Origin of the sequence: Solimonas terrae, from assembly GCF_011067135.1 — a bacterium.
Taxonomy (GTDB): domain Bacteria; phylum Pseudomonadota; class Gammaproteobacteria; order Nevskiales; family Nevskiaceae; genus Solimonas; species Solimonas terrae.
Window position 1 is genome coordinate 301,200 of the sequence record NZ_JAAMOW010000001.1, and the last position, 23,015, is coordinate 324,214.

The following is a 23,015-nucleotide window of genomic DNA, read 5'->3' on the forward strand; positions in this document are numbered from 1 at the left end:
GCTGACGCATGTTCGGCCAATCGGCAAGCGGAATCTCGATAAATCCCGCAAAGCTTTCGACAATCGCTGAGCGCCCGGCGCGCCGGAAAGCGGGCCGTCTCGAGCCTCGCGGCGCCGGCCGCCGGTGCGCATGCAGGCCGATCCGGGGCCGGCTTGCCCGCTGCGGCCAGCCTGTCAGCAGTGTTGATTATTGTTGCTGCTGTGCAGCAAAAGCTGCCGCCCCGACGACCCGCTGCGAAACGCCGCGATCCGCGCCCTGACATTTGCCGGCTGCGCCTCTACAATCAATCGCAATTGCCCAGCTCGGCACAGACCGGCGAGCGAGGAGAGGACATGAGCGACACTTTTTTCTACAGCCTGGAAGGACCGCTCGATTCGCTGCCCGTGGATCGGCAGATGCGGACCGCGAATTTCAACGGCTTCACGGACCTCGTCCGCAGCCGGGGCGCAGATCCGCGGCGCATTCTCGAACGCCACGACATCGATCCGCGCGCCGTACAGAACCCGGACTCCTACATCGACTGCAAGGCGCTGGTCGATGTCCTGCAGTACTGCAGCACGTCGTTCAACGACCCGCTGTTCGGCCTGCATCTCGCGCAGTTCCAGGACCCGGATGTCTATGGCTGCGTCGCGGCACTGTGCCGTGCGGCGTCGACCGTGCGCGAAGCGATCGCCGGCTTCGTCGACTACATGCCGGTGATTCATGCGCCGGTGATCATGCTGGAACTGGTCGAAGGTGAAGAGCTGGCCGAGCTGCGCTGGGACGAGCGCACCAATCTCGGCATGAACGACCAGGCCAACTACCAGGCGACGCTGCTCAATCTCAAGCTGCTGCGCCTGATCGGCGGTCGCAACTTCCAGCCGCAGTACGTGAACCTGGCGGTCGACACGCGCTCCCGCGACATCGGCCTGATCGAAGACCAGTTCGGCTGCAAGCTGAACACGCATGCGTCGTCGAACGCGATCGCGTTTCCGGTCGGCATGCTCAACCAGTCGGTCGCCACCTCCAACCGCCTGCTGTTCAAATTGCTCAGCGGCTATCTCGATCGCGTCAAGGCGGCGTCGCGGACCACGGTCGTCGAACGCGTCGAGGATTACGTGCGCGGCGCGCTGTCGCTCGGCAATTGCTCGATCGAACGCTGCGCCAAAAGGCTCGGCACGTCGGTGCGCACCCTGCAGGCCAATCTCAGCGAATCCGGCCTGCGCTTTTCCGACATCCTCGAGAAGCAGCGCATCGAGCTGGCCAAGGTGCATCTGCAGGAAGGTCGCCTGTCGCTCGACGAACTCGCGATTCTGCTCGGCTACTCGGAACAGTCGAGCTTCGGCCGCGCGTTCAAGCGCTGGACCGGTTCGACGCCGCAGCGTTACCGCCGCAACCTCGACAGCCCCCGAGCCGCCTGAGCGCCGCGGCTACGCCGCGAGGCCGGCCCGCCAGCCGTCGGCCGCGGCTGGTCGAACCCCACGCGCTGTATTGGTCTGCCCATGATCGGCGTACTGTCTGCGCCGGCAATCTGCCGCCCGGCTCCCCGAATGCAGGCGTTCGCCGCGGCCCGGCCTCGATAAGATTCGCGGCAATCAACGATCAGGTCGGCACCAGAGCCGGCCAGCACGCGAGGAGCGAACGCCAATGGTGGGAAAAACCGAAAAGCCCGTGGTCCTGATCACCGGTGCCAGCGCCGGCATCGGCGAGGCCGTCGCGCTGCGCTTTGCCGAAGGCGGCTTTCGGATCGTCGCCGTCGCGCGGCGCGCCGAAAAGCTCGCCGAGCTCGCGCAGAAGCTGTCGGCAACGACCGAGGTGGCAACGCTCGCGGTCGATGTCACCGCACGCGATGCCAGTCAACGCGCGGTCGACATGGCAATCAAGACCTTCGGCCGGCTGGACTGCCTGGTGAACAATGCCGGCTCCGGCAAATGGGCGCCGGTGCACGGCACTGACGACGACACCCTCGACGAAGTGATCGAAACCAGCCTGAAGGCGCCGTTCCGCTTCTGCCGCGCCGCGCTCGGCGTGATGAAGTCCGGCGCCTCGATCATCAATGTCGGCTCGACCTTCGGCCTGGTCGGCGGTCTCGACGGCGGCGCGTATTGCGCGGTCAAGGCCGGCCTCGTCGGTCTCACGCAGACGCTCGCGGCGCAGTACGGCGCCAGCGGCATCCGTTCGAATCTGGTGGCGCCGGGCGTGATCAAGACCGACATGACCAGGGACTACTGGGACGCGCCGTTCTTCCAGCGCATCAACCACGAGATGACCCCCTTCCATCGGGAAGGCACGGTGCAGGACGTCGCCAACACGATCTACTTCCTCGCGTCCGACCAGGGCAGCTACATCAATGGCCAGAGCATCGCGCTCGACGGTGGCTGGACCACGACCAAATACCTCGCGGCCGATGCCTTGATGGCCGAACGAGTCCCTGCGAAGTAGGCGGCAGTCACTCGCTGCCGGGCGCTCGCCGGACCTCGCGAGCGACCTTTTCCGGCCGCCGCGGCCGCCCTAGGGCGGCCCTAGGGAAAAATTTATTCGAAAAATGTTGGCATCCGGTCATCACTTACCGCTACGATACAGCGCCCACCGTGGGCGTTCAGTGTGGAGACTGTTAATGGCAAAGGCGAGTGCTAAGAAGGCGGCCAAGAAGGCCCCGGCAAAGAAGGCGGCCAAGAAGGCGCCCGTGAAGAAGGTTGCAGCGAAGAAGGCCGCTCCGAAGAAGGCGGTCAAGAAGGTCGTGAAGAAGGCTGTCAAGAAGAGCGCCCGCAAGCCAAGCGCCGCACTGATGAAGCCGATGACGCCGAGCGCGACGCTCGCGGAGATCGTGGGGACGAAGGCCATTCCGCGCGGCCAGATCACCAAGAACCTCTGGGCCTACATCAAGAAGCACAATCTGCAGGACCAGAAGAACAAGCGCCAGATCAATGCCGACGACAAACTGAAGAAGGTTTTCGGCGGCAAGGCCAGCGTGAACATGTTCGAAATGACCAAGCTGGTCAGCAAGCACATCAGCTGATAGCCGGTCCGACGCAGCGGCGCAGGCCTTGCGGCCCGCGCCGCTCTTTTTTTGCCTGTGTGAAAATCGCCGCCTTTCCAGGTACGCGGGAGCACAGACATGCAAGTGACCGGAGCGATCGATTTCACGATCGTGTCGCAGGATGATCAGGAAGTGCGCGGCGAAATGCCGGTGCAGGACGGCATCCTCAATCCCTTCGGCGTGGCCCATGCCGGCGCCATCCTCTGGTTCGCCGACGTCTGCGCGACCGTGCTCGCCTTCGGCGGCACCCGGATGTCGCCCGGCACCAGCGGCTTTCCGCTCGCGATCAATCTCAGTGCCGCCTTGCTCGGCAATCAGAAGGACGGCGTGTTCTCGGCGCGCTCGGTGTTCGTCAAACGCGGGCGACAGCTCAGCGTGGTGCGGACCATCGTCAGCGGCGAAAACGGACGGCTGATCGCCGATGTCACGACCAGCCATGTACCGGCGCGCTGACGCCCTGCCCTCTGCATACGCCGGCAGCCGGTGCGCGGGATGATCGAAGGGTCGATGCTTGATACATTGCCCGGCCACCCGGCGGGAACGCGCAAGGAGCGATCCGTGAACAAGCTGAAGAAAGTGCTGGCGGCGGTTGTCGAGGCATCGAGCCGGCCGGCCGAGAGTTGGCGCTTCCTGCGTCAGGCCGTCCGCGAACTGCATGTGGTGCTGCAAGGTGTCACCAGCATCGTCGCGGATTTCGAAGCGCGGCTCGATCGTCTGGAGAAAGCTGCAACCAGGGCGCCGCAGCCCGGGCCCCGGCCGAAGGCGAAAAAGCCGCGACGCACGACGGCCGCCAAAGCGCCGCAAGCGGCGCCCAAAAAGACAGCGCGCAAGAAGACGGCACGCAAGCGCAGCAGCAAGGCACGCTGAACTCCGCAGCTGTCGCTCGCGGCGCCAGCGCTGCAGGCTGCGCCCGCACGCAGCCGGCATCGACTGGTCACTTGATCGATCCGCGCGAAAGCGGCTTGCGGCCAGCGTGTCGGCTGCGCCGCCGGCGGATGTCCGTCACGGGCTTCGCCGGTGCCGCGAATATCGCCCGCGCACGAGGGGAAACATCATTGACCCCACTTGGGCAGCAGTGTATAACGCCCCACCTTGCGTCGCGTCGTGATAGATAAAGAGACGATGAAAGCCAAGAAAGCTCCTGCAAAAAAGCTCGTGAAGTCGAAGCCCGTTGCCAAGCCTGCTGCCAAGAAAGTGGTCGCGGGCAAGAAGCCTGCGCCGGCCAAGAGCGGCTTGATCAAGAAGCTGCAGAATGCCCTGAAGGGCAAGCCCGCCAAGGCTGCGCCGGCCGCAAAGAAGAAAACGGCGGCGGCCAAGCCGGCTGCCCGTCCCGCCCCCAAGAAAGTAGCGAAACCGCTCGCTGGAAAAGTCCAAGTGCCAAACAAGGGTAAGCCGCAGAAACCTGCGGCCGTCGCAACCGCCGCTACCGCAGCCGTGAAGACCGTCGCCGCAAAAGCTAAACCGGCCGCGGCGCCGAAACCGGCACGTGCCGCTACCAAGCGCGTCGCGCGTCCGCTGGGCACGCAGCTCAGTGAAGACGACATCCGCGACATGTCCGACGACGAGTACATGGACGATGCGCAGCTCAACTTCTTCCGCGCGCGCCTGATCCAGATGCGCGAAGAGGTCCTGCAGCGCGAGATGGATGTGAAGGAACGCCTGCATGAGCGCGAAGTGTTCGCCGATCCGGCCGACCGCGCCACCGCCGAAGAAGAGCACTGGCTCGACCTGCGTCTGCGCGAGCGCGAGTCCCTGCTGCTGAAGAAGATCGACGAAGCGCTGCGTCGCATCGAGGCCAAGGAATACGGCTACTGCGAAAAGACCGGCGATCCGATCGGCATTCCGCGCCTGCTGGCGCGGCCGACAGCGACCGTCTGCGTCGACGTCAAAGGCCAGGACGAGCGCGTCGAAGCCCAGTTCCGCGATCGCTGAAGCTTGTTGCGACCGCGCAAGAAAATGACCCGCCGTCGGCGGGTCTTTTCATTGGCCGCGGCAAAACGCCGGCTGCCTAGGGCCTGTCAACGCGATGGCAATCGCTGCGGCGGAGGTCGTTTTGGCGCAGGGCAAGGCGCCAGCCGCGCCGCCTGGTCGCGCCAGGCAAGCGGCTGGCAACGCCGCCCCGCGCCAAAACGTCCCCGCCCCATTCGGGTTGCGCCAGCAATCGTCCATGGCGTTGACAGGCCCTAGCCGGGCGCACCCGGCCGGAACAGCCCGACCATGATGCCGGCGATGCGAAAGCCCGGCAGTTCCTGTTCGTCGGCGTCACGTTTCAGATCGATCACCAGCGGCTCGTAGCGTGGATTCTCCGGCAGCAGGCTCACTTCGGAACCGCGCCGGCGATAGCGCTTGAGGGTGATGCTCTCCTCGCCGGTGCGGCGATCGAGCAGGCAGGCGGCAATGATGTCGCCGTTGCGCGCTTCGGCCTGATGATGAATGCCGACCAGATCGCCCTTGAGAATGCCGGCCTCGATCATCGAGTCGCCGTCGACGCGATGCAGGAAATCCGCGCGCGGCCGGAACAGATCGGGATCGATGCGCAGCCATTCCTGCGCGTTCTCCGGCGCCGTGATCGGCGCACCGGCGGCGATGTTGCCGAACAGCGGCAGTTCGAACTGTCGCGGCGCCGAATCCTTCAGCAGACGGATGCCACGCGCGTCGTTCGCCGACAGTTCGATCTCGCCCTTGCGCGCCAGTGCCAGCAGATGTTCGCGCGCCGCGTTGCGGTTGAAGCGGAAGTGTTCGGCAAGATCACCATGCGAAGGCGGAAAGCCGCGCTCGCGTATCCACTCCTGGATGAAGCTGAGAATTTCGAGCTGTCTGGATGTCAGTGACATGGCTTGCAATGATCCTCGGGTTCGATTACTGTGCAATTGCACAGTCCTGAGCGAGTGAACAGTATATGAGCCCGACAAGAACCGCAAGCAAGCGCAGCAAGACCGGCAGCTCCCGCCGTGGCGGTCGCAGCGTGAAAATGGCCGTCGACACCCGCTACGCGCAGGCGCGGCGCCGCGAACTCGCGGTGGCGCAACGCCACGACTGGCATGACTGGCTGATTCCGTCCGGCGTCGTCGGATTCCTCGCGACGATCACGGCCTATCATCACGGCGTCCTGTTCGGCATCGTCCACAGCTGGCTCTGATACGGCGCCAGCCACCGGCAAGGATGCGGTCGCTGCCGGGGCGCGGCATTCGCCGCAAGCCAGGCTTGAATGTCATCAGGCGAGAAGCCCGAGCGTCGACAGATCGCCGCAGGCAAGCCGCTCTCGCTCCGGGTCCGTACGCGCTTCCGGATTCCGCTTTCGCCATGCGACCCGCATCGCTGAAGCTTCCGCTCAAGACGAGGCATTCCGGCATTGACAGCGCAATCGTTATGTAGAACGCTACATAACGATGATCAACTCCCCGCTCTCCAAGACTGCGCCGCGGCTGGCCTGCACGTTCGCGCTGGCGCTGCTGCTCGGCACTACCGCTGCCCGTGCCGGCGAAATCCATGTCTATGCCGCCGCGAGTCTGACCGACGCCGTCGGTGAACTTGCCGACGACTATTCCCGCGCGCACCCCGGCGTCGAGGTCAAGCCGGTATTCGCCTCCTCGTCGACGCTTGCCAAGCAGATCGACGCCGGTGCGCCTGCGTCGATCTTCATTTCGGCCGATCGCAAGTGGATGGACTATCTGGTCCAGCGCAAACGCGTCGCGGCCGACGTGCCACACGACCTGCTCGGCAATGCGCTGGTGATGATTGCGCCGAAGGGCGAATCGTTCGCGCTGCGTTTCGATACCGGCTTCAAACCGGCCGACGCATTCCAGGGACGCCTGTGCATGGGTGATCCGGAAGTGGTTCCGGCCGGCATCTACGGCAAGGAGGCCCTGACGCATCTCGGCTGGTGGCCTGCGCTGCAGGACCGCGTCGTCGGCGCCGATGACGTGCGTGCTGCGCTGGCCTTCGTCGAACGCGGCGAGTGCGCGGCGGGCATCGTCTACAGCAGCGATGCGCAGATCAGCGACAAGGTCGAGATCGTCGGCCGCTTCCCCGAGGACTCCCATACGCCGATCATCTACCCCGCGGCGCTGCTCGACGGCGAATCGGGCGATGCCCGGGACTTCCTGCGCTATCTTCGGACGCCGACGGCGCGCGCCGTCTTCGCGCACTACGGTTTCACCCTGCTCGATCGCTGAACTTCCCGGCTACAGCCAATACTCATGCATCTGAGCGCGGACGAACTGACGGCGCTGTGGCTGTCGGCCAAGATCGCCCTGTGCTGCATGCTGGTCTGTCTGCCGGCGGGTGTCGCGGTTGCTTGGCTGCTCGCGCGCCACGAGTTCCGCGGCAAGCTGCTGATCGAGGCCTTCGTGCAATTGCCGATGGTGCTGCCGCCGGTGGTGCCCGGCTATCTGCTGCTGATCGTGTTCGGCAATCGCGGACTGATCGGCGGCTTTTTGCATCAGCAGTTCGGCCTGCAACTCGCATTCAACTGGAAGGGCGCGGTACTGGCGTCGGCGACGATGGCGTTTCCGCTGATGGTGCAACCGGTGCGCCTGGCGTTCCAGATGATCGACCAGCGTCTGGAACAGGCGGCGGCGACACTGGGCGCGAGTCCCTGGCGAGTGTTCGCGAGCGTGAGTCTGCCGCTGGCGATTCCCGGCATGGTGGCCGGGGCCATCCTCTGCTTCTCCCGTGCGCTCGGGGAATTCGGTGCGACGATGGCCTTCGTCGGCAACATTCCCGGCGAGACGCGCACGGTGCCGCTGGCGATCTACTCGGCCCTGCATCAGCCGGGCGGTGAAGCGGCCGCAGCGCGCCTGGCCATCCTGTCGATCGTGCTCGCCTTCGCCGCGATGCTGCTCAACCACGTGCTGACCCGGCGCAGCCAACGCAAACTCGGATACCGGCTGCGTGCTCAAGCTTGATTTCGAATTCACGCGCGACGCATTCACGCTGCGTGCCCGATGTGCGATCACCGCGCCGGTGACCGGCATCTGCGGACCGTCCGGCGCCGGCAAGAGCACCTTGCTCGCGCATGTCGCCGGCCTGCTGAAGCCGGCGCGCGGCACGATCAGCTTCGGCGAGCGGACGCTGTTCGACAGCCGGACGCGCGTGTTCGTGCCGGCGCATCATCGCCATTTCGGCCTGGTCTTCCAGGACGGCCAGCTGTTTCCGCATCTCAGCGTGCGCGCGAACCTGGTCTACGGACAGAAGCATCTCGCGCCGGCGCAGCAGCGCTTCGATCTGCAAACCGTGCTCGATCTGCTGGAGATCGGTCCATTGCTCGAACGCCGCCCCGGACAGTTGTCCGGCGGCGAACGCCAGCGTGTCGCCCTGGGCCGCGCCCTGCTCTATTCGCCGCGCCTGTTGCTGCTCGACGAACCGCTGTCGGCACTCGATCGCCGGCTCAAGGAACAGATCCTGCCGTTTCTCAGGCGCATCCGCGACGAAACCCGTATTCCCATGCTCTACGTCACGCACGCGCGCGAGGAAATCGTCGCGCTCGATGGCGAAATCGTCGAGATGGAGGCCGGCATGCTGCCGGCGGTCTGAGCCGACACCGCGCTTTTTGCTAGGCGGTCACTGCGAGGATCACGCTCGACGCCTTGAACAGGGCGACCGCGGGACTGCCCTCGCGCAGGCCGAGCGCCTCGGCGCTGGCATTGGTGATGATCGCGGTGACGACATTGCCGCCCTGCAGGCTGATGGCGATTTCGCTGTTGACGGCGCCGGGTCGCAGCGCCGAAACCGTGCCGCGCAACTGATTGCGCGCGGACACGCGCAGCGGCGTTCCGTCGTCGATCGCGACGATGATCGCCGACGCCTTGATCAGGGCGATTGCGTCGGCGCCCTTGCGCAAGCCCAGCGACTCGCTGCTGGTGTGGGTCACGGTTGCCACCAGCAACTCGCCGCCCGACAACGTCAGTTCGATCTCGTCGTTGATGGCGCCGCGCGTCACGCGCGTGACACGGCCGGCGAACTGGTTTCTGGCACTGGTCTGCATCGCCAATCTCCCGAGCACGCGCAGGTCGTCGCCGGCGCGCGCATGTGCTTCGTTCAGGGAATCGAGAAAGCGCCGATGCTCGGCCTCGAGGGCGCGAAAGCTCTGCACCAGATCGACGCCACGTTCAGTCAATCGCGTGCCGCCACCGTGCTTGCCGCCGACGCTGCCTTCGATCAGCGGGCGATCGGCAAGATTGTTCATCGCCGCGACGGCGTCCCAGGCGGCCTTGTAGCTGAGACCGACCGCCTTGGCGGCGGCGGTGATCGAGCCGGTCGCGCCAATCTGTTCGAGCAGCGCGACGCGCGATGCGTTGGCGCTCAGACCCGAGCGCAGCGTGAAGCCGAGATCGGCTTCGAGCTTCAGCGGCGATTTGCGCCGGGCGGCCATGTGCTCAGGGCAAGGCCAGCCACTGCACGACGGCGTGCGCGTCGAGCGCCGCAGCCGCCGGAATCCGCACGAGCGCGCCGGCACTGGCCAGATTGCTGAGCATGTGCGAGTCCTGACGGTCCAGACGCTCGAGCCAGATCCGGCCATCGCCATCGATGCGCACGCTCATGCGCAAGAGCTGCTCGCGGGCGTCGGCGCGCACGGCGGCGGCCAGCCGACCGGTGCGCCAGGCCGGTGCTGCTTCGGCGGCGTTCTGCAGGTGTGCCAGCACCGCCGCGACGTGCACGTGCAGGCCGATCAGCACCGCGCCCGGATTGCCCGGCAAACCGAGCATCAGCGGCCGCGCCTCATCATGGTCGCGCACGCCGAAATACAGGGGCTTGCCCGGCTTCTGCGCGACCTGCCAGAACACCTCGCGCACACCGAGCTCTGCCGCGACCGGCCGCACCAGATCGTGATCGCCGACCGACACCCCGCCCGTGGTCAGCAACAGGTCGCAGTTGCGCAGCGCGTCGTCGACCGCGTCACGCAAGCGGGCGCGATCGTCGATCACGTAATCGATCTGCGGCGCCGGATAGCCGCGCTCGAGAAACCAGCTGCGCAGCAAAGGCCCGTTCGCATCGAACACGCCGGCTTCGCCGGGCGTGCCCTGCGTCACTTCGTCGCCGGTCACCAGCACCCGCACCCGCGGCATGCGCGCGACCTCGACTTCGGCGACGCCGGCCATCGCCAGTGCCGCAATCAATCCGGCATGCAGACGCTGGCCGGCCTGCGCCAGCGGGCTGCCGGCACGCAGTTCCTCGCCCCGCATGCGGACATCGACGCCTGCCGCCAGGGCATGACGCAGCAGCGCATATTCGCCATCACGCTCGACGATCTCCTGACGGGCCACGGTGTCGGCACCGGCCGGTAGCCGGCCACCGGTGAAAATGCGCATGGCATGCCCGGCCGGCAGCGGCGCGTCCGGTGCCACCCCGGCCCGCACTTCGCCGGCGAGCGGCAAGCGCAACGGTGCCGGCTTGCCGGCCGTGGCCAGATCGGCGGAACGCAGGGCGTAACCGTCGACCGCGCTTTGCGTGAACATCGGCAGATCGACTGCCGCCGAGACCGGCGCTGCCAGTACGTGCTGCAAGGCGTCGGCCACCGGCAGGCGCTGCGCCGGCAGGCTGCGCACTTCGCGTGCGTAACACGCCAGCGCCGCGTCGAGCGGCAACAGCACGCCGTGTGCGCAGTCGTGAGCGCTCATGCGATCGCGACCACCGTCATTGATAGCCACCCGGATGCGGCAGGTCGCGACAGACTTCGAAGACGTGAATCAGCGACGGCAGGATCGCCGCCAGCGATTCCGATGCGCCGCCGCGGCTGCCCGGCAAGGTCACCAGCAGGGTGTCGCCGGCAAACCCGGCGACGCCGCGCGACATCGCCGCATACGGCGTGCGCCGCTGGCCGAAGGCGCGTGCCGCTTCCATCAGGCCCGGCAGCTCGCGCGTGATCAAGGGCTTCAGCGTATCGACGGTGATGTCGCGCCTGCCGATGCCGGTGCCGCCGACCGTGGCGATCAGGGCATGCTGCTTGCGCAGCTCGTTGACCGCGTCAAGCAGGGCCTGCGGTTCGTCCGGCAGCACCGCGTAGTGAATCGGCGCGAAGCCGGCGGCCTGCAGCTCACCCTCGACGGCGCGACCGGCGGTGTCGGGCTTGCGACCGGCCGCGACGGTGTCGGACAGCACCAGCACGGCTGCCGCCACCGGTGCCGGCAGCCGGCGCCTGTACTGCGACTTGCCGCCACGCTTCTCGTCGAGCCGGCATTCGCGAATGCACAACTCGGCCGGCTCGCAGTACGGCTTGAGCATGTCGTAAATCGTCAGGGCCGCGATGCTGGCCGCGGTCAGCGCTTCCATTTCGACACCGGTCGGCGCGATGGTCTCGACCTTGGCGATGATCCGGACGCGATCCTCGGCAAGCTCGAACAGCACATCGGCCTGGTAGATCGGCAGCGGGTGGCAGAGCGGGATGAGCTCGTCGGTGCGCTTGGCCGCGAGGATGCCGGCGACGCGGGCCGTCTTCAGCGGGTCGCCCTTCTCGGTGTCACCGCTGCGCAGTCGCGCGATGCAATGCGCCGGCGCCAGCAATTCGGCCGATGCACGCGCGCGGCGCAAGGACTCCGGCTTCATTCCCACGTCTTTCATGTCGTGTCCGTCGGCGCAGCGAATCAGTCGTGCGCGTGATGATGGTGATGGCGGTGATGATGATCAGCGGCTGCCGGCGCGCCGTCGTCGATATCCGGCGCGATGCAGCAGCCTTCGACAAAGGCGCTGCTGCCGTCGGCGTAGAACTCTTCCTTCCAGATCGGCACCTCGTGCTTGACGCGATCGACCGCCTCCTTGCACGCCGCGAACGCTTCGGCCCGGTGCGGTGCCCGCGCCACGCAGTAGATCGCGACCTCGCCGATCGCCAGCGCCCCGACCCGGTGCAGCACGCGCACGTAGGGCGCGCCGTGCCTGGCCGATACCGCGTGCTCGATGTCGCGGATCTGCTTCTCGGCGAGCGGAGCGTATGCGGTGTAGCTCAGGCTGAGCACCGTCTTGTCGTCGTGATGATCGCGCACGGTGCCGGCGAACATCGCCAGTCCGCCGCATTCGGGAAAGGCATGCCAGGCCAGCAGCGGCTCCAGCGCCAGCGGCTGGTCCTGGATGCGCTTCGGATCGTCGGATGAAATCATGTTGTGATCACTGCGGATTCGACGGCCGTCATGATACGCGGATGCGCCGCGCTGCCGGCATCACGATGGAAGTGACAACAGGCCGGCGGCGCCGCCCGGCAATGCGGCGAAGGCGCCCGGCGGCATCAGTCCGCGCATCCGCGCACGACGGACCGCCCGCGGCACACGCAGACCCGGCACGACAAAGCCCACGCCGACCGGCAGCAGCTGACAGCACACCGGATCGCAAATCAGCGCCCGACAGGATCGCGGCGCCGGCCACGGCAGCAGACCGAAGTGGACCGCGATCAGCAACAGTCCGCTGCCGCAAAGCACCAGCATCAGGGCGATGCGCACCGCGGCGCTTCGCAGGCGTCGACTCCATCGGATCGGGCGTCCGCTGCACGGTCCGGGCTGCGATGCCACGCGGCTGCGCGGGACGGCTCGGCGCGCGATCCGGGTGCGCCCGCCTTCGCGGCGGATCGTGGCTGGCAGACGGCGCCGGGCGTCGCCAGCGCGCCAGTTCAACCACCCGCTACCGGCGGCAGCAGCGCGATGCGGGTGTCGGCCTGCAGCAGCTCGCGGCGCAGGATCAGACGATCGCCGATCGCGCAGGCGCAGCGCGCCAATACCGGCGCCAGTTCCGGACGCAACTCGGCCAGCGCCTGCAATGCCGCGTCCAGCGTCAAGGGCGCCGACATTGGCAAGCGCTGTTCCGATGCACCGCCGAGGCGCAGCAGCTGGCCATGGAATTCGAAGGTGAGCGTCAATGCCATCTCTCAGCCGCCGATGGCGTGCATGGTCAGCGGACGTTCGACCGGTCCCTGGCGCGCGGCGTAGCCGCGATCCTTGTGCCAGACGGCATCGCGGATCGCATCGAGCAGATCTTCGTCGGTCACACCGGCGCGCAGGCGTTCGCGCAAGGGCAGCCCGCGTTCCGCAAACAGGCAGGTGTAGAGCTCGCCGGTGGCGGTGATGCGCAGACGATCGCAGCTCGCGCAGAACGGATTGCTGACTGTCGAGATCACGCCAATCTCGTAGCCGCCGTCGAGCCGGTAGCGCGTTGCCGGATCGTGGCTGCGCGGCAGCGCTTCGACCGCGAAGCGCTCACGCAGCGCATCGAGGATTTCCGCTTCACTGACGACCTGCTCACGCTGCCAGCGGCCCGGTGCATCGAGCGGCATGTATTCGATGAAGCGCAGCGGCAGGCCGCGCGCACGCGACCATTCGACGAGCGGCACGATCTGTTCGCCATTGTCCTCGCGCAACAGCACGGCATTGAGCTTGATCGGCAGACCGGCCGCCTGCGCTGCCTCGATGCCGTCGATCACCGGCGCGAGTTCACGACCGGTCATGTGGCGGAACGTGGCCGGCTCGACACTGTCGAGACTGATGTTGAGATCATCGAGCCCGGCCGCCTTCAGGGCCTGCGCCTGCGGTGCCAGCAGCGAAGCATTGCTGGTCATCGAAATGCGCTGCAGACCGAGCGGGCGCAGAGCATCGAGCGCCGCCACGCATTCCAGCAGGCCGCGGCGCAGCAGCGGCTCGCCACCGGTCAGGCGGATATGGGTGATGCCGTCGAGCACCATCACGCGCGCCAGCTGCGCGATCTCCTCGATCGTCAGCACCTGCGCCTTCGGCAGCCACTGCGGATGTTCCGGCATGCAGTAGCGGCAGCGGAAATTGCAGCGATCGGTCAGCGAAATCCGCAGCTTGCGCTTGCGGCGTCCGTGCTGGTCGATCAGGTTGGAGAGTTTGGCTTCCACGATTCGGCAGTATGCGCGTCGGCGAGGCGTTCCGGCGTGTTGAGATTGAGCAGCGGCCCGGGCCAGTTGTCGATCGCGACCGCGACCGCGCCCTGAGCCGCCAGCCAGCGCCCGACGGCATATTGTCCGTGCTCCAGCGCATCCTGCAAGGCGGCGAAGCGGCGGCGATGCAGCAGGCACAGCGGATACAGCGGTTCGCCGGCGATCACGGCGTAGGCGGCATCGGCCCCGGCGGTACGCGCGGCACACCACAGTCGGGCGGCCAGATCGCCCGGCAGGCCGGGTGTATCGCAGGGCGCCGCGAGCAGCCAGTCGTGCGTGACGAGCCGCGTGGCGGCGTGGATGCCCGCCAGCGGCCCGCGAAAGTCCGGCCAGGCGTCGCTGACCAGGGGCGCGTCGAATTGCGCATAGGCCTCGTGATTGCGATTCGCACTGATCATGCAGCTGGCGACCTGCGGCCGCAGCGCCTGCAGCACATGGCGGACCAGCGGGGTTCCGTGCAGCAGGCTCAGGCCCTTGTCGGCCCCCAGCATCCGCAGACCGCGGCCGCCGGCCAGGATGACGCCTTCGATGTCCGCACGCGCGGCGCCTGCCGCTGCATTCAAGGCGCGGCCTCGACCAGCGCACACTCGGCCAGCAGACCGCGGATTTCCGGCAGGCAGGAACCGCAGTTGCCGCCCGCGCGCAGGCAAGCGGTGACATCCTTCGGCGACTTCAGGTCGCGCTCGCGGATCGCCTGGACGATCGTGTTGCGGCCGACGCGAAAGCAGGAGCAGACCAGCGGACCACTGTCCTGCACGGGGCCGAGCGGAGCGCCGGCCAGCAGGCCGACGCGATCGCGTTCGGTCAGGCGCGCGCGGCCGAACAACTCCGCAAGCCAGCCGCGTGCGGGCAGCAGGTCCGGCGGTGCGACATAGAGGCAAGCCTGCAAGCGTCCATCCCGAAAATGCGCGGCGTGGTAGATGCCGCTGGCATCGTCACGATACTCGATCCAGTCGCCAGCCGACACGCCGAGCCTGAGCACGCTGCGGGCCCAGGCGCTGCGATCGTCGAGCTTGCCGCGACCGGAGAACTCGTACCGCTGCACGTCCGGCGCCTGCACCTTGGCCCACCACGCGAAAGGCTGAAGATCGACTTCGCCACGCGCGTAGAGCACGCCCTGCCACTCGGCGCGGAATTCGTCGACGCGCACCGGCGTGTGCTTGAACTCCGGCTCGCCGGACACCGGATCGACGACCGGGTTGACCAGTGCGCCGACACGCGCATCGGAGGCGAACTGGTCGTTCCAGTGAATCGGCACGAACACCTGGCCACGGCGCATCTCGCCGCTGCAGCGTACGCGCGCAACCAGCGTGCCCCAGCGCGAGGTGACCCGCGCCAGACCGCCTTCACGCAGACCGCAGGCCAGCACGTCGGCAGCGTGCAGGTCGACATACGGCTCCGGCAGATGGGCGCCCAGTGTCGGCGCCACGCCGGTGCGCGTCATCGTGTGCCACTGGTCGCGAATGCGTCCCGTGTTGAGGATGAACGGGAATTGCTCGCTGAGCGGATGCGCCGGTGCGACCGGCGTGACCGGCACGAACATCGCGCGACCGTCTTCGGTCGGAAAACGTCCGTCGCCGAACAGGCGCTCGCTGCCGATACCCGGGGCCGGTACCGGCCAGCGGATCGGCGCCAGGGCATCGTATTCGGAGTCCGACATGCCGGCGAGGCCGGCAAGATTGAAGACGCGCTCGCCGCCGTTCTCGAACGCCGACAGGCGCGCGTGCTCGTCGAAGATCTGCTGCGGTCCGGCGTAGTCGAATGCCTGCTCGTGGCCCAGCCGCCGGCCGACTTCCGCGAGTGCCCACCAGTCCGGCCGCGCCTCGCCCGGTGCCGCGCGAAAGGCGCGTTGCCGCGAGATCACGCGTTCGGAATTGGTCACCGTGCCGTCCTTTTCGCCCCAGGACAGCGCCGGCAGCAAGAGATGCGCAAGTTGTGCGGTATCGGTCGACGCGACGACATCGGACACGACCACGAAGTCGCAGCGTCGCAGGGCTTCACGCACGCGATCGGCGTCCGGCAGGCTGACCACCGGATTGGTGGCCATGATCCACAGCGCCTTGATCCGGCCGTCGTGCACGGCCTCGAACAGATCGACCGCCTTCGGACCCGGCGTCTCGGCAACGGTCGGACTGTTCCAGAAACGCTGCACGAGCGCCCGCTGCCGCGGATCGCCAAGTTCCAGATGTGCGGCAAGCGTGTTGGACAGGCCGCCGACCTCGCGACCGCCCATGGCATTGGGCTGGCCAGTCATCGAAAACGGCCCCATGCCGGGCTTGCCGATCCGGCCCGTGTACAGATGACAGTTGATGATCGCGTTGACCTTGTCGGTGCCCTGCCCCGACTGGTTGACGCCCTGCGAGAACAGCGTCACGACCTTGTCGGTCGCAGCGAACAGGTTGAAGAACGTTTCCAGCCTGTCGCGCTGCAGGCCGCAGCTGACCGCCAGCGCATCGAGATCACCCGCCGTTTCCGCGGCCGCGGCGAGCGCGGCATCGGCGTCGCGCGTGTGTGCCGCGATGAAGTCGCGATCGGCCGCGCCATGCGTGGCCAGCCAGGCCAGCAGACCATTGAACAGCGGCACATCGCTGCCCGGCGCCAGCGGCAGATGCAGATCGGCGATGTCGCAGGTCGGCGTGCGGCGCGGATCGACGACGACGACGCGCAGCTCTGGGCGGCGTTCCTTTTCGGCGACGATGCGTTGATACAGCACCGGATGGCACCAGGCCGTATTGGAGCCGACCAGCACGACCAGATCGGCAAGCTCGAAATCCTCGTAGCAGCCGGGCACCAGGTCTTCGCCGAATGCGCGCTTGTGTCCGGCCACCGCCGAGGACATGCACAGGCGCGAGTTGGTGTCGATGTTGGCCGAGCCGAGATAGCCCTTCATCAACTTGTTGGCGACGTAGTAGTCCTCGGTCAGCAGCTGACCGGAAACATAGAACGCGACGCTCTCCGGACCGTGGCGCGCGATCGTCCGTGCGAAGCGTGTCGCGATTTCGGACAGCGCATCGTCCCAGGCCAGCGCCTGCCAGCGTTCCGGGCCGCTTTCGGCGACGCGGCGCTGCGGCCGCAGCAGGCGGCCGTCGAGGCCCAGGGTTTCACCGAGCGCACTGCCTTTCACGCACAGGCGCCCGCCATTGGCAGGATGCTGTACATCGCCGCTGACCGTGAGCTTCCTGGTATCGACCCGTACGCCGCAACCGACGCCGCAATACGGACAGGTCGTGGCGAGGCCGCCGGCTGCCGCAACGGACTGCAGCGAAGCCGCGCTCATGCCACGGCCCCGCGGGACAGACCGGCGCGGACGGCGGCGGGTCGGATCATCGCCGCGCTCAGTTGCGCAGCGCGAATTCCCGGCCGAACAACAGCCGGTTTCGGATCGCGCCGATGTCGCGCTTCTCGCTGATCAGTTCGAAGTACCAGGCGCCATCGCGGGCATCGCCGTACAGCACCGCGCCCAGCACGCGGTTGTCGCGAATCACCAGACGCTTGTAGATCCCACGCTGCGCATCGTGCATGACCAGATCGTCGCTGCCGTCCGACGCATCGAACTCGCCGGCCGAGAACACCTCGATACCGGCGACCTTCAGCTGCGTCGCCAGCAGCGAGCCGCGATAGCGGGTGTGCCCGCGCTCGGCCAGCTGCGTCGCGCAGACGTGTGCCTGTCCCCATAGCGGATCAACGAGTCCATAAGTGCGTCCGCGATGCTGTACGCATTCGCCGACGGCATAGATGCGCGGATCGAAGGTCTGCATCGTGTCGTCGACCAGCACGCCGCGGTCGCAGCGCAGGCCACAAGCCTGCGCGAGTTCGACGTTCGGGCGGATGCCGACCGCCATCACCACCAGGCTGGCATCGATGATCGTGCCGTCCTTGAGGCGGATGCCGCTGACGCGGTCCTCGCCGAGAATTGCCTCGGTCTGAGCGTTCAGGTGCACGGTCATGCCGCGGCTTTCGAGCTTCTGCTTGAGCAGCGCCGCGGCCGGTGCGTCGAGCTGACGTTCCATCAGCCGGTCCATCAGATGCACGACCGTCACCTGCATGCCGCGCCTGGCCAGACCATGCGCCGCCTCCAGACCGAGCAGGCCGCCGCCGATCACGACCGCCTGACCGCGTTGCGCCGACGCGGCAATCATCGCGTCGACGTCGTCGAGATCGCGGAAGGTGGTGACGCCGGCCAGCTCGCGGCCCGGCAGCGGCAGCACCACGGGGTTCGAGCCGGTTGCCAGCAGCAGGCGGTCATAGCCGGTTTCGAGCCCGGACTTCGAACGCACGATACGCCTGGTGCGATTGATCGCGACCGCCGGATCGCCGGCGTGGAAGACGATGCCGCGTTCCGCGTACCAGGCCGGCGGATGCAGCATGATGTCGGCGCTGCGCTTCTCGCCGGCGAGCACCGGCGACAGCAGGATGCGATTGTAGTTGCCGTGCGTCTCCGCGCCGAACACCTCGATCTGGTAGAGATCGGGCGCGGCATCGAGCAGCTCCTCGACGACCCGCATGCCGGCCATGCCGTTGCCGACCACGACCAGCCGCGCTTTGTCCAGGCGCGGCCGCGCACCCGGCAGATAGGTGCGCAGTGGCTGCGCATCGACCCAGACCATGCCGTCCGAAACGCGCGCCGGATAAGCGTCGATGTTGCGTTCCGGATCTTCCAGACAGCGGCCGGTCGCGAGGCTGAAATGCTGCTTGTAGATCGGCGACGCGACGACCCGCTCGCCCTGCAGATCGCCGACCAGACCGCGCGCCAGCACGTTGGCGCCGGAGAACGGATCGCGGTTGGCGATCGCGTACACGCGATCGTCGGCACGCATGCGGAACACCGCGATCTGCCGGCCGTCGAGCAGCGCGGCGACGCCGGTGTCCGGCACGATCTCGTCCAGTGCGCAGATCGGCCGCCAGGTGACAGGCGTGTTCATCACGCTTCCTCCGCAACGACCGGAATCCGCTTGAACGTCGAGCGCTCCTCGTCACGTGCCGGACGGATCTGGCCGCGCTCCTCGACGAACACCACGTTGTCGTCACCCGATTCGCTGTTGACGAAGGTGCGGAAGCGCTTGAGCGTCTGCGGATCGTTGATCGCGGTGTTCCACTCGTCCTGATAGGTCGAGACGATCAGTGCCATCTCCGCTTCGAGTTCGGCGCCGAGACCGAGGCTGTCGTCAATGATGACTTCCTTGAGGTAGTCGAGACCGCCTTCGAGATTGTCGCGCCAGACGCTGGTGCGCTGCAGGCGATCGGCGGTGCGGACATAGAACATCAGGAAGCGGTCGATGTAGCGATACAGGGTTTCGGTGTCGAGATCCGACGCCAGCAGCTCGGCATGCCGCGGCTTCATGCCGCCGTTGCCGCAGACGTAGAGGTTCCAGCCCTTCTCGGTGGCGATGACGCCGACGTCCTTGCCCTGCGCCTCGGCACATTCGCGCGTGCACCCGGACACCGCGAACTTGATCTTGTGCGGCGAGCGCAGGCCCTTGTAGCGGTTCTCGAGGTCGATCGCCAGACCGACCGAATCCTGCACGCCGTAGCGGCACCAGGTGCTGCCGACGCAGGACTTCACCGTGCGCAACGCCTTGCCGTAGGCATGGCCGGACTCGAAACCGGCGTCGATCAGCTCTTTCCAGATCGCCGGCAGTTGATGGACTTCCGCGCCGAACAGGTCGATGCGCTGGCCGCCGGTGATCTTGGTGTAGAGACCGTACTTCTTCGCGACCGTGCCGATCGCGATCAGCTTGTCGGCGGTGATCTCGCCACCCGGCACGCGCGGCACGACCGAATACGTGCCGTTCTTCTGGATGTTGGCGAGGTAGTAGTCGTTCGAATCCTGCAGGCTGGCATGCTCCTTCTGCAGCACGAACGCGTTCCAGCAGCTGGCCAGCACCGACGCGACGGTCGGCTTGCAGATGTCGCAACCGAGGCCGCGTCCGTGTTTGTGCAGCACCTGCTCGAAGCTTTCCAGCTTGCCGACCCGCACCAGGTGATACAGCTCCTGCCGCGAATACGGGAAATGCTCGCAGAGGTGATTGTTGACGGTGACGCCCTGACGCTTGAGCTCGGCCTTCAGCACCTGCGTCACCAGCGGCGCACAACCTCCGCAGCTGGTCGCCGCCTTGGTGCCTTTCTTCAGGGCGGCGAGCGTCGTGCAACCGGCGGCGATCGACTCGCACAAAACCTGTTTGGAGACGTTGTTGCAGGAACAGATCTGTGCGGCCGGCGGCAGCGCGTCGACACCGCTGCCGCTCGACACGACAGCCCCGCCGCCGGCCAGCGGCAGGATCAGCGCTTCCGGCTGCTCGGGCAGCGCGATGCCGTTCAGCATCATCTGCAGCAGATCGCCGTACTCGCTGGCATCGCCGACCAGCACCGCACCCAGCAGTTGCCTGCGATCGGCGGACACCACCAGCTTCTTGTAGACCTCGCGCAACTCGTCGCTGAACAGATAGGCGAGTGCGCCCGGCGAGGCGGCGTGCGCGTCGCCGATCGATGCGACATCGACGCCCATGAGCTTCAGCTTGGTGCTCATGTCGGCGCCCTTGAACTGCAGCGTCGCATCGCCGGCAATGTGATCGGCCGCAACCCGCGCCATTTCGTAGCCCGGTGCGACCAGCCCGTAGATGCGGCCGTTCCACAGCGCGCATTCACCGATCGCGAAGATGTCCGGATCGGAGGTACGGCAGCTGTCGTCGACGACGATGCCGCCGCGCTCGCCGACCGCCAGACCGGCGCCGCGCGCCAGATCGTCGCGCGGACGGATGCCGGCCGAGAACACGATCATGTCGGCTTCCAGCTCGCTGCCGTCGGCGAATTTCATCTTGTGCCGCGCGCGGTCGCCGTCGACGATTTCGGTCGTACTCTTCTGCGTGTGCACGCTGACGCCGAGCGCTTCGATCTTGCGCCGCAGCAGGCGGCCGCCGCCTTCATCGACCTGCACCGCCATCAGGCGCGGTGCGAATTCGACGACATGCGTGGTCAGGCCCAGATCCTTGAGCGCCTTGGCCGCCTCCAGACCTAGCAGGCCGCCACCGACGACGACACCGACCTTGGCACCGCCTTCTGCGGCCGCGCGCATCGCTTCGAGATCCTCGATCGTGCGATAGACGAAGCAGTTCGGACGATCCTTGCCGGGAATCGGCGGCACGAACGGAAACGAACCGGTCGCCAGCACGAGCTGATCGTACGGCACGATTTCGCCGGCCGCGGTCGTCACGGTCCTGGCCTCACGGTCGATCGCGGTTGCCCGCGTGTTGAGCTGCAGACCGATGCCGTAGGCATCCGCGAAGTCCGGCCGGGCGAGCGCCAGATCCTCGGCGGTCCTGCCGGAGAAGAATTCGGTCAGATGGACGCGGTCGTAGGCCGCACGCGGCTCTTCGCAAATCACGCTCAGCTGCAGATCGACACGATCGGCCAGTGCCTCGACCAGCTTGTGCCCGACCATGCCATGGCCGACCACGACAACTTTTCGGTTATTCATCGTTTTAATTTTTATCGGTAAAGAATCGCGGCGCCGCTCAGCCGGCTTCCGGCATCGCGTCCGGCTGCATGCCGGCCGCATTGCGACGCTGTTCCATGGCCTGCTGATAGAGGGCTTCCTCGCGCGACTTGTGCTCGGCGCTGAAGCGCACGGCGATCGCACACAGCGAGGCAACCACGACGAAGCTGCCGAGGTAGGCGAAGGTCTGCTGCACGTCGCCGGTGCCCTTGAGCACGAAGCCGGCAGCGACCGCGCCGACATTGCCGCCGGCACCGATGATGCCGGCCACACCACCCAGCGACTTGCGATCGATGAAGGGCACCAGCGCGTAGGTCGATCCGCAGGCCATGTGCGTGCACAGGCCAAACGAGATCATCGCGATCACCGCCATCGTCACGGTCTGCGTGGTCGAGAACCACAGCAGGCCGATGCCTTCGCCGAGCATCAGCACGAACAGCAGCAGGGTGCGCGCATCGAGCCCCCTTATGCGTGCGACACGATCGGAGACGATGCCGCCGACGGCACGCGCGAACAGCGCCAGCAGGCCGAAGCTGCCGGCCGCGAGTCCGGCCTGTTCGATGTCGAGGTGGAACTTGTCGACGTAGTAACTGGCTGCAACGCCGTGCACGAACAGCTCGATGCCGAAGCAGCAGCCGTAGGTGACGAACAGCATCCACACGCGGTAGTTCGTCGACGCCGCCTTGAACACCGCCCAGCCGCCGTTCTTGCCGCTTTCGATTTCAACGCCCTTGGCGCGCAGATCCTTGTAATTGCCTTCCGGGCAGTCCTGCGTGTACTTCCAGTACAGCCAGGCGACGATCAGCATGGCGATGCCGGGCACCAGCATCGCGATGCGCCAGCCCAGCGCGTTGCCGACGCCGAAACCGAGGATCGCCGTCAGGATGATCGGCATCAGCGTCTGGGTGACGCCGCCACCGGCATTGCCCCAGCCCGCGGTCGCGGCGTTGGCGGTACCGACGACATTCGGCGCGAACATCACCGAGGTGTGGTACTGCGTGATGACGAAGCTCGCACCGATCACGCCGATCGCCAGACGCAACACCAGAAACGCGGCGTAACCGTGAACCAGGCCAATGCCGATCACCGGCACGGCGCCGAAACCGAGCAGGCAGGTGTAGACGATGCGGGGGCCGTATTTGTCGCACAGCGGACCGATCAGGATGCGGCCGAAGATCGTGACGCTGACGGCGGCGATCACGATGTTGGCGAGCTGATCCTTGCTGAGACCGAACTCGCCCTTGATCACCGGCATCAGCGGTGCAACGGCGAACCAGGCGAAGAAACAGATGAAGAACGCGAGCCAGCTGAGGTGAAACGCGCGCATCTGCGGGGTGCGCAGACTGAACAGGTTGATGGCGGTAGCCTTCGACATGCGAGCTCCAGACGAGAATGAACGTCGTGAAAGCGGGCGTCGTTGACCGCGAAAATGCCTGTACCCGATCGACATCGATCTGCAGCAGGCCAGAGTGAAACTGCAAAGCGCATGCCAAGCGCGTCGATCCCGGACACTCGATCGCGCGATATCGGCGCAAGCCTGCTGCAATCGGGCGGATCGGCTCTGCTTCGCGGCACCGATTTGTGACGTTTGAATGAACCAATGCCGCGACAACGCACCGAGGCG

24 protein-coding genes are annotated in these 23,015 nt (G+C 66.7%); 10 read left to right on the forward strand and 14 right to left on the reverse strand.

Annotation, left to right across the window (positions count from 1 at the left end; all coding sequences use genetic code 11):
* Window positions 1-333 precede the first annotated feature (333 nt).
* The 5 genes from G7Y85_RS01250 to G7Y85_RS01270 all read left to right on the forward strand — a co-directional run bounded on the left by G7Y85_RS01250 (window position 334) and on the right by G7Y85_RS01270 (window position 3,887).
* The gene (locus G7Y85_RS01250) at window positions 334-1,401 is read left to right on the forward strand and encodes an AraC family transcriptional regulator (RefSeq protein WP_166250797.1); all 1,068 of its coding nucleotides are present in this window, start codon (window positions 334-336) and stop codon (window positions 1,399-1,401) included.
* A 226-nt stretch (window positions 1,402-1,627) separates the two neighbouring features.
* Entirely contained in the window at window positions 1,628-2,422 is a 795-nt protein-coding gene (locus tag G7Y85_RS01255) for an SDR family NAD(P)-dependent oxidoreductase (protein ID WP_166250798.1), read from the forward strand.
* Between the two features lie 175 nt (window positions 2,423-2,597).
* On the forward strand, window positions 2,598-2,999 hold the full coding sequence (locus tag G7Y85_RS01260; protein ID WP_166250799.1) for an SWIB/MDM2 domain-containing protein: 402 nt from the start codon (window positions 2,598-2,600) through the stop codon (window positions 2,997-2,999).
* Between the two features lie 99 nt (window positions 3,000-3,098).
* Complete coding sequence (locus G7Y85_RS01265) at window positions 3,099-3,473, forward strand: PaaI family thioesterase (RefSeq protein WP_166250800.1); 375 nt, start codon at window positions 3,099-3,101, stop codon at window positions 3,471-3,473.
* Between the two features lie 105 nt (window positions 3,474-3,578).
* Window positions 3,579-3,887, forward strand: coding sequence for a hypothetical protein (locus G7Y85_RS01270; protein WP_166250801.1), 309 nt, complete (start codon window positions 3,579-3,581; stop codon window positions 3,885-3,887).
* Window positions 3,888-4,072: 185 nt separating this feature from the next.
* Here G7Y85_RS01270 and G7Y85_RS01275 read toward each other — a convergent pair whose 3' ends face one another.
* Window positions 4,073-4,336: a hypothetical protein gene (locus tag G7Y85_RS01275; RefSeq protein WP_166250802.1), complete on the reverse strand. Its 264-nt coding sequence runs from the start codon at window positions 4,334-4,336 to the stop codon at window positions 4,073-4,075.
* Between the two features lie 58 nt (window positions 4,337-4,394).
* Between G7Y85_RS01275 and dksA the strand changes: the two genes are divergently transcribed.
* Complete coding sequence (dksA, locus tag G7Y85_RS01280; RefSeq protein ID WP_366514894.1) at window positions 4,395-4,952, forward strand: RNA polymerase-binding protein DksA; 558 nt, start codon at window positions 4,395-4,397, stop codon at window positions 4,950-4,952.
* 251 nt (window positions 4,953-5,203) lie between these two features.
* On the opposite strand, the gene lexA is transcribed toward dksA, so the two are convergent.
* Window positions 5,204-5,854: a transcriptional repressor LexA gene (gene lexA / locus G7Y85_RS01285; RefSeq protein WP_166250803.1), complete on the reverse strand. Its 651-nt coding sequence runs from the start codon at window positions 5,852-5,854 to the stop codon at window positions 5,204-5,206.
* Window positions 5,855-5,919: 65 nt separating this feature from the next.
* On the opposite strand from lexA, the gene G7Y85_RS01290 reads away from it, so the two are divergent.
* From G7Y85_RS01290 to G7Y85_RS01305, 4 genes are all read left to right on the forward strand, one after another.
* Window positions 5,920-6,159 carry a hypothetical protein gene (locus G7Y85_RS01290; RefSeq protein WP_166250804.1) on the forward strand — a complete coding sequence of 80 codons (240 nt, stop codon included), beginning with the start codon at window positions 5,920-5,922 and terminating at the stop codon, window positions 6,157-6,159.
* A 250-nt stretch (window positions 6,160-6,409) separates the two neighbouring features.
* Window positions 6,410-7,195: a molybdate ABC transporter substrate-binding protein gene (gene modA / locus G7Y85_RS01295; protein ID WP_166250805.1), complete on the forward strand. Its 786-nt coding sequence runs from the start codon at window positions 6,410-6,412 to the stop codon at window positions 7,193-7,195.
* Window positions 7,196-7,219: 24 nt separating this feature from the next.
* The gene (modB, locus tag G7Y85_RS01300) at window positions 7,220-7,927 is read left to right on the forward strand and encodes a molybdate ABC transporter permease subunit (protein WP_166250806.1); all 708 of its coding nucleotides are present in this window, start codon (window positions 7,220-7,222) and stop codon (window positions 7,925-7,927) included.
* Complete coding sequence (locus G7Y85_RS01305; protein WP_166250807.1) at window positions 7,914-8,555, forward strand: ATP-binding cassette domain-containing protein; 642 nt, start codon at window positions 7,914-7,916, stop codon at window positions 8,553-8,555. Before modB ends, G7Y85_RS01305 begins: the two co-directional genes overlap by 14 nt.
* A gap of 19 nt (window positions 8,556-8,574) precedes the next feature.
* Here G7Y85_RS01305 and G7Y85_RS01310 read toward each other — a convergent pair whose 3' ends face one another.
* The 12 genes from G7Y85_RS01310 to G7Y85_RS01365 form a co-directional block, all read right to left on the reverse strand.
* Window positions 8,575-9,393, reverse strand: coding sequence for a TOBE domain-containing protein (locus G7Y85_RS01310; RefSeq protein ID WP_166250808.1), 819 nt, complete (start codon window positions 9,391-9,393; stop codon window positions 8,575-8,577).
* A gap of 4 nt (window positions 9,394-9,397) precedes the next feature.
* Entirely contained in the window at window positions 9,398-10,639 is a 1,242-nt protein-coding gene (locus G7Y85_RS01315) for a molybdopterin molybdotransferase MoeA (protein ID WP_166250809.1), read from the reverse strand.
* Between the two features lie 16 nt (window positions 10,640-10,655).
* Entirely contained in the window at window positions 10,656-11,579 is a 924-nt protein-coding gene (gene moaCB, locus G7Y85_RS01320; protein WP_166250810.1) for a bifunctional molybdenum cofactor biosynthesis protein MoaC/MoaB, read from the reverse strand.
* 23 nt (window positions 11,580-11,602) lie between these two features.
* Complete coding sequence (locus G7Y85_RS01325) at window positions 11,603-12,112, reverse strand: molybdenum cofactor biosynthesis protein MoaE (protein WP_166250811.1); 510 nt, start codon at window positions 12,110-12,112, stop codon at window positions 11,603-11,605.
* 60 nt (window positions 12,113-12,172) lie between these two features.
* Window positions 12,173-12,448: a hypothetical protein gene (locus tag G7Y85_RS01330; RefSeq protein ID WP_166250812.1), complete on the reverse strand. Its 276-nt coding sequence runs from the start codon at window positions 12,446-12,448 to the stop codon at window positions 12,173-12,175.
* A 167-nt stretch (window positions 12,449-12,615) separates the two neighbouring features.
* Complete coding sequence (locus tag G7Y85_RS01335) at window positions 12,616-12,867, reverse strand: MoaD/ThiS family protein (protein ID WP_166250813.1); 252 nt, start codon at window positions 12,865-12,867, stop codon at window positions 12,616-12,618.
* Between the two features lie 3 nt (window positions 12,868-12,870).
* The gene (gene moaA, locus G7Y85_RS01340; RefSeq protein ID WP_366514895.1) at window positions 12,871-13,857 is read right to left on the reverse strand and encodes a GTP 3',8-cyclase MoaA; all 987 of its coding nucleotides are present in this window, start codon (window positions 13,855-13,857) and stop codon (window positions 12,871-12,873) included.
* Window positions 13,833-14,462 (reverse strand): molybdenum cofactor guanylyltransferase MobA, encoded by a 630-nt coding sequence (mobA, locus tag G7Y85_RS01345; protein WP_166250814.1) that lies wholly within the window; start codon window positions 14,460-14,462, stop codon window positions 13,833-13,835. Before mobA ends, moaA begins: the two co-directional genes overlap by 25 nt.
* Window positions 14,459-17,176, reverse strand: a complete 2,718-nt coding sequence (locus tag G7Y85_RS01350) for a nitrate reductase (RefSeq protein ID WP_166250815.1) — start codon at window positions 17,174-17,176, stop codon at window positions 14,459-14,461. The genes mobA and G7Y85_RS01350 overlap by 4 nt, the downstream gene beginning before the upstream one ends.
* 58 nt (window positions 17,177-17,234) lie before the next feature.
* Window positions 17,235-18,821, reverse strand: a complete 1,587-nt coding sequence (nirD, locus tag G7Y85_RS01355; protein WP_166250816.1) for a nitrite reductase small subunit NirD — start codon at window positions 18,819-18,821, stop codon at window positions 17,235-17,237.
* Window positions 18,821-21,373 (reverse strand): nitrite reductase large subunit NirB, encoded by a 2,553-nt coding sequence (gene nirB, locus G7Y85_RS01360; RefSeq protein ID WP_166250817.1) that lies wholly within the window; start codon window positions 21,371-21,373, stop codon window positions 18,821-18,823. Before nirB ends, nirD begins: the two co-directional genes overlap by 1 nt.
* A gap of 37 nt (window positions 21,374-21,410) precedes the next feature.
* The gene (locus G7Y85_RS01365; protein WP_174839726.1) at window positions 21,411-22,766 is read right to left on the reverse strand and encodes an MFS transporter; all 1,356 of its coding nucleotides are present in this window, start codon (window positions 22,764-22,766) and stop codon (window positions 21,411-21,413) included.
* Between the last annotated feature and the right edge of the window lie 249 nt (window positions 22,767-23,015).

Excerpts from the sequence above, each read along its gene's own strand:
- G7Y85_RS01250 (WP_166250797.1), top strand. The coding sequence starts at position 334 with ATGAGCGACACTTTTTTCTACAGCCTGGAAGGACCGCTCGATTCGCTG.
- G7Y85_RS01255 (WP_166250798.1), top strand. The coding sequence starts at position 1,628 with ATGGTGGGAAAAACCGAAAAGCCCGTGGTCCTGATCACCGGTGCCAGC.
- G7Y85_RS01260 (WP_166250799.1), top strand. The coding sequence starts at position 2,598 with ATGGCAAAGGCGAGTGCTAAGAAGGCGGCCAAGAAGGCCCCGGCAAAG.
- G7Y85_RS01265 (WP_166250800.1), top strand. The coding sequence starts at position 3,099 with ATGCAAGTGACCGGAGCGATCGATTTCACGATCGTGTCGCAGGATGAT.
- lexA (WP_166250803.1), bottom strand. The coding sequence starts at position 5,854 with ATGTCACTGACATCCAGACAGCTCGAAATTCTCAGCTTCATCCAGGAG.
- G7Y85_RS01290 (WP_166250804.1), top strand. The coding sequence starts at position 5,920 with ATGAGCCCGACAAGAACCGCAAGCAAGCGCAGCAAGACCGGCAGCTCC.
- modA (WP_166250805.1), top strand. The coding sequence starts at position 6,410 with ATGATCAACTCCCCGCTCTCCAAGACTGCGCCGCGGCTGGCCTGCACG.
- modB (WP_166250806.1), top strand. The coding sequence starts at position 7,220 with ATGCATCTGAGCGCGGACGAACTGACGGCGCTGTGGCTGTCGGCCAAG.
- G7Y85_RS01310 (WP_166250808.1), bottom strand. The coding sequence starts at position 9,393 with ATGGCCGCCCGGCGCAAATCGCCGCTGAAGCTCGAAGCCGATCTCGGC.
- G7Y85_RS01315 (WP_166250809.1), bottom strand. The coding sequence starts at position 10,639 with ATGAGCGCTCACGACTGCGCACACGGCGTGCTGTTGCCGCTCGACGCG.
- moaCB (WP_166250810.1), bottom strand. The coding sequence starts at position 11,579 with ATGAAAGACGTGGGAATGAAGCCGGAGTCCTTGCGCCGCGCGCGTGCA.
- G7Y85_RS01325 (WP_166250811.1), bottom strand. The coding sequence starts at position 12,112 with ATGATTTCATCCGACGATCCGAAGCGCATCCAGGACCAGCCGCTGGCG.
- G7Y85_RS01335 (WP_166250813.1), bottom strand. The coding sequence starts at position 12,867 with ATGGCATTGACGCTCACCTTCGAATTCCATGGCCAGCTGCTGCGCCTC.
- G7Y85_RS01350 (WP_166250815.1), bottom strand. The coding sequence starts at position 17,176 with ATGAGCGCGGCTTCGCTGCAGTCCGTTGCGGCAGCCGGCGGCCTCGCC.
- nirD (WP_166250816.1), bottom strand. The coding sequence starts at position 18,821 with ATGAACACGCCTGTCACCTGGCGGCCGATCTGCGCACTGGACGAGATC.
- nirB (WP_166250817.1), bottom strand. The coding sequence starts at position 21,373 with ATGAATAACCGAAAAGTTGTCGTGGTCGGCCATGGCATGGTCGGGCAC.
- G7Y85_RS01365 (WP_174839726.1), bottom strand. The coding sequence starts at position 22,766 with ATGTCGAAGGCTACCGCCATCAACCTGTTCAGTCTGCGCACCCCGCAG.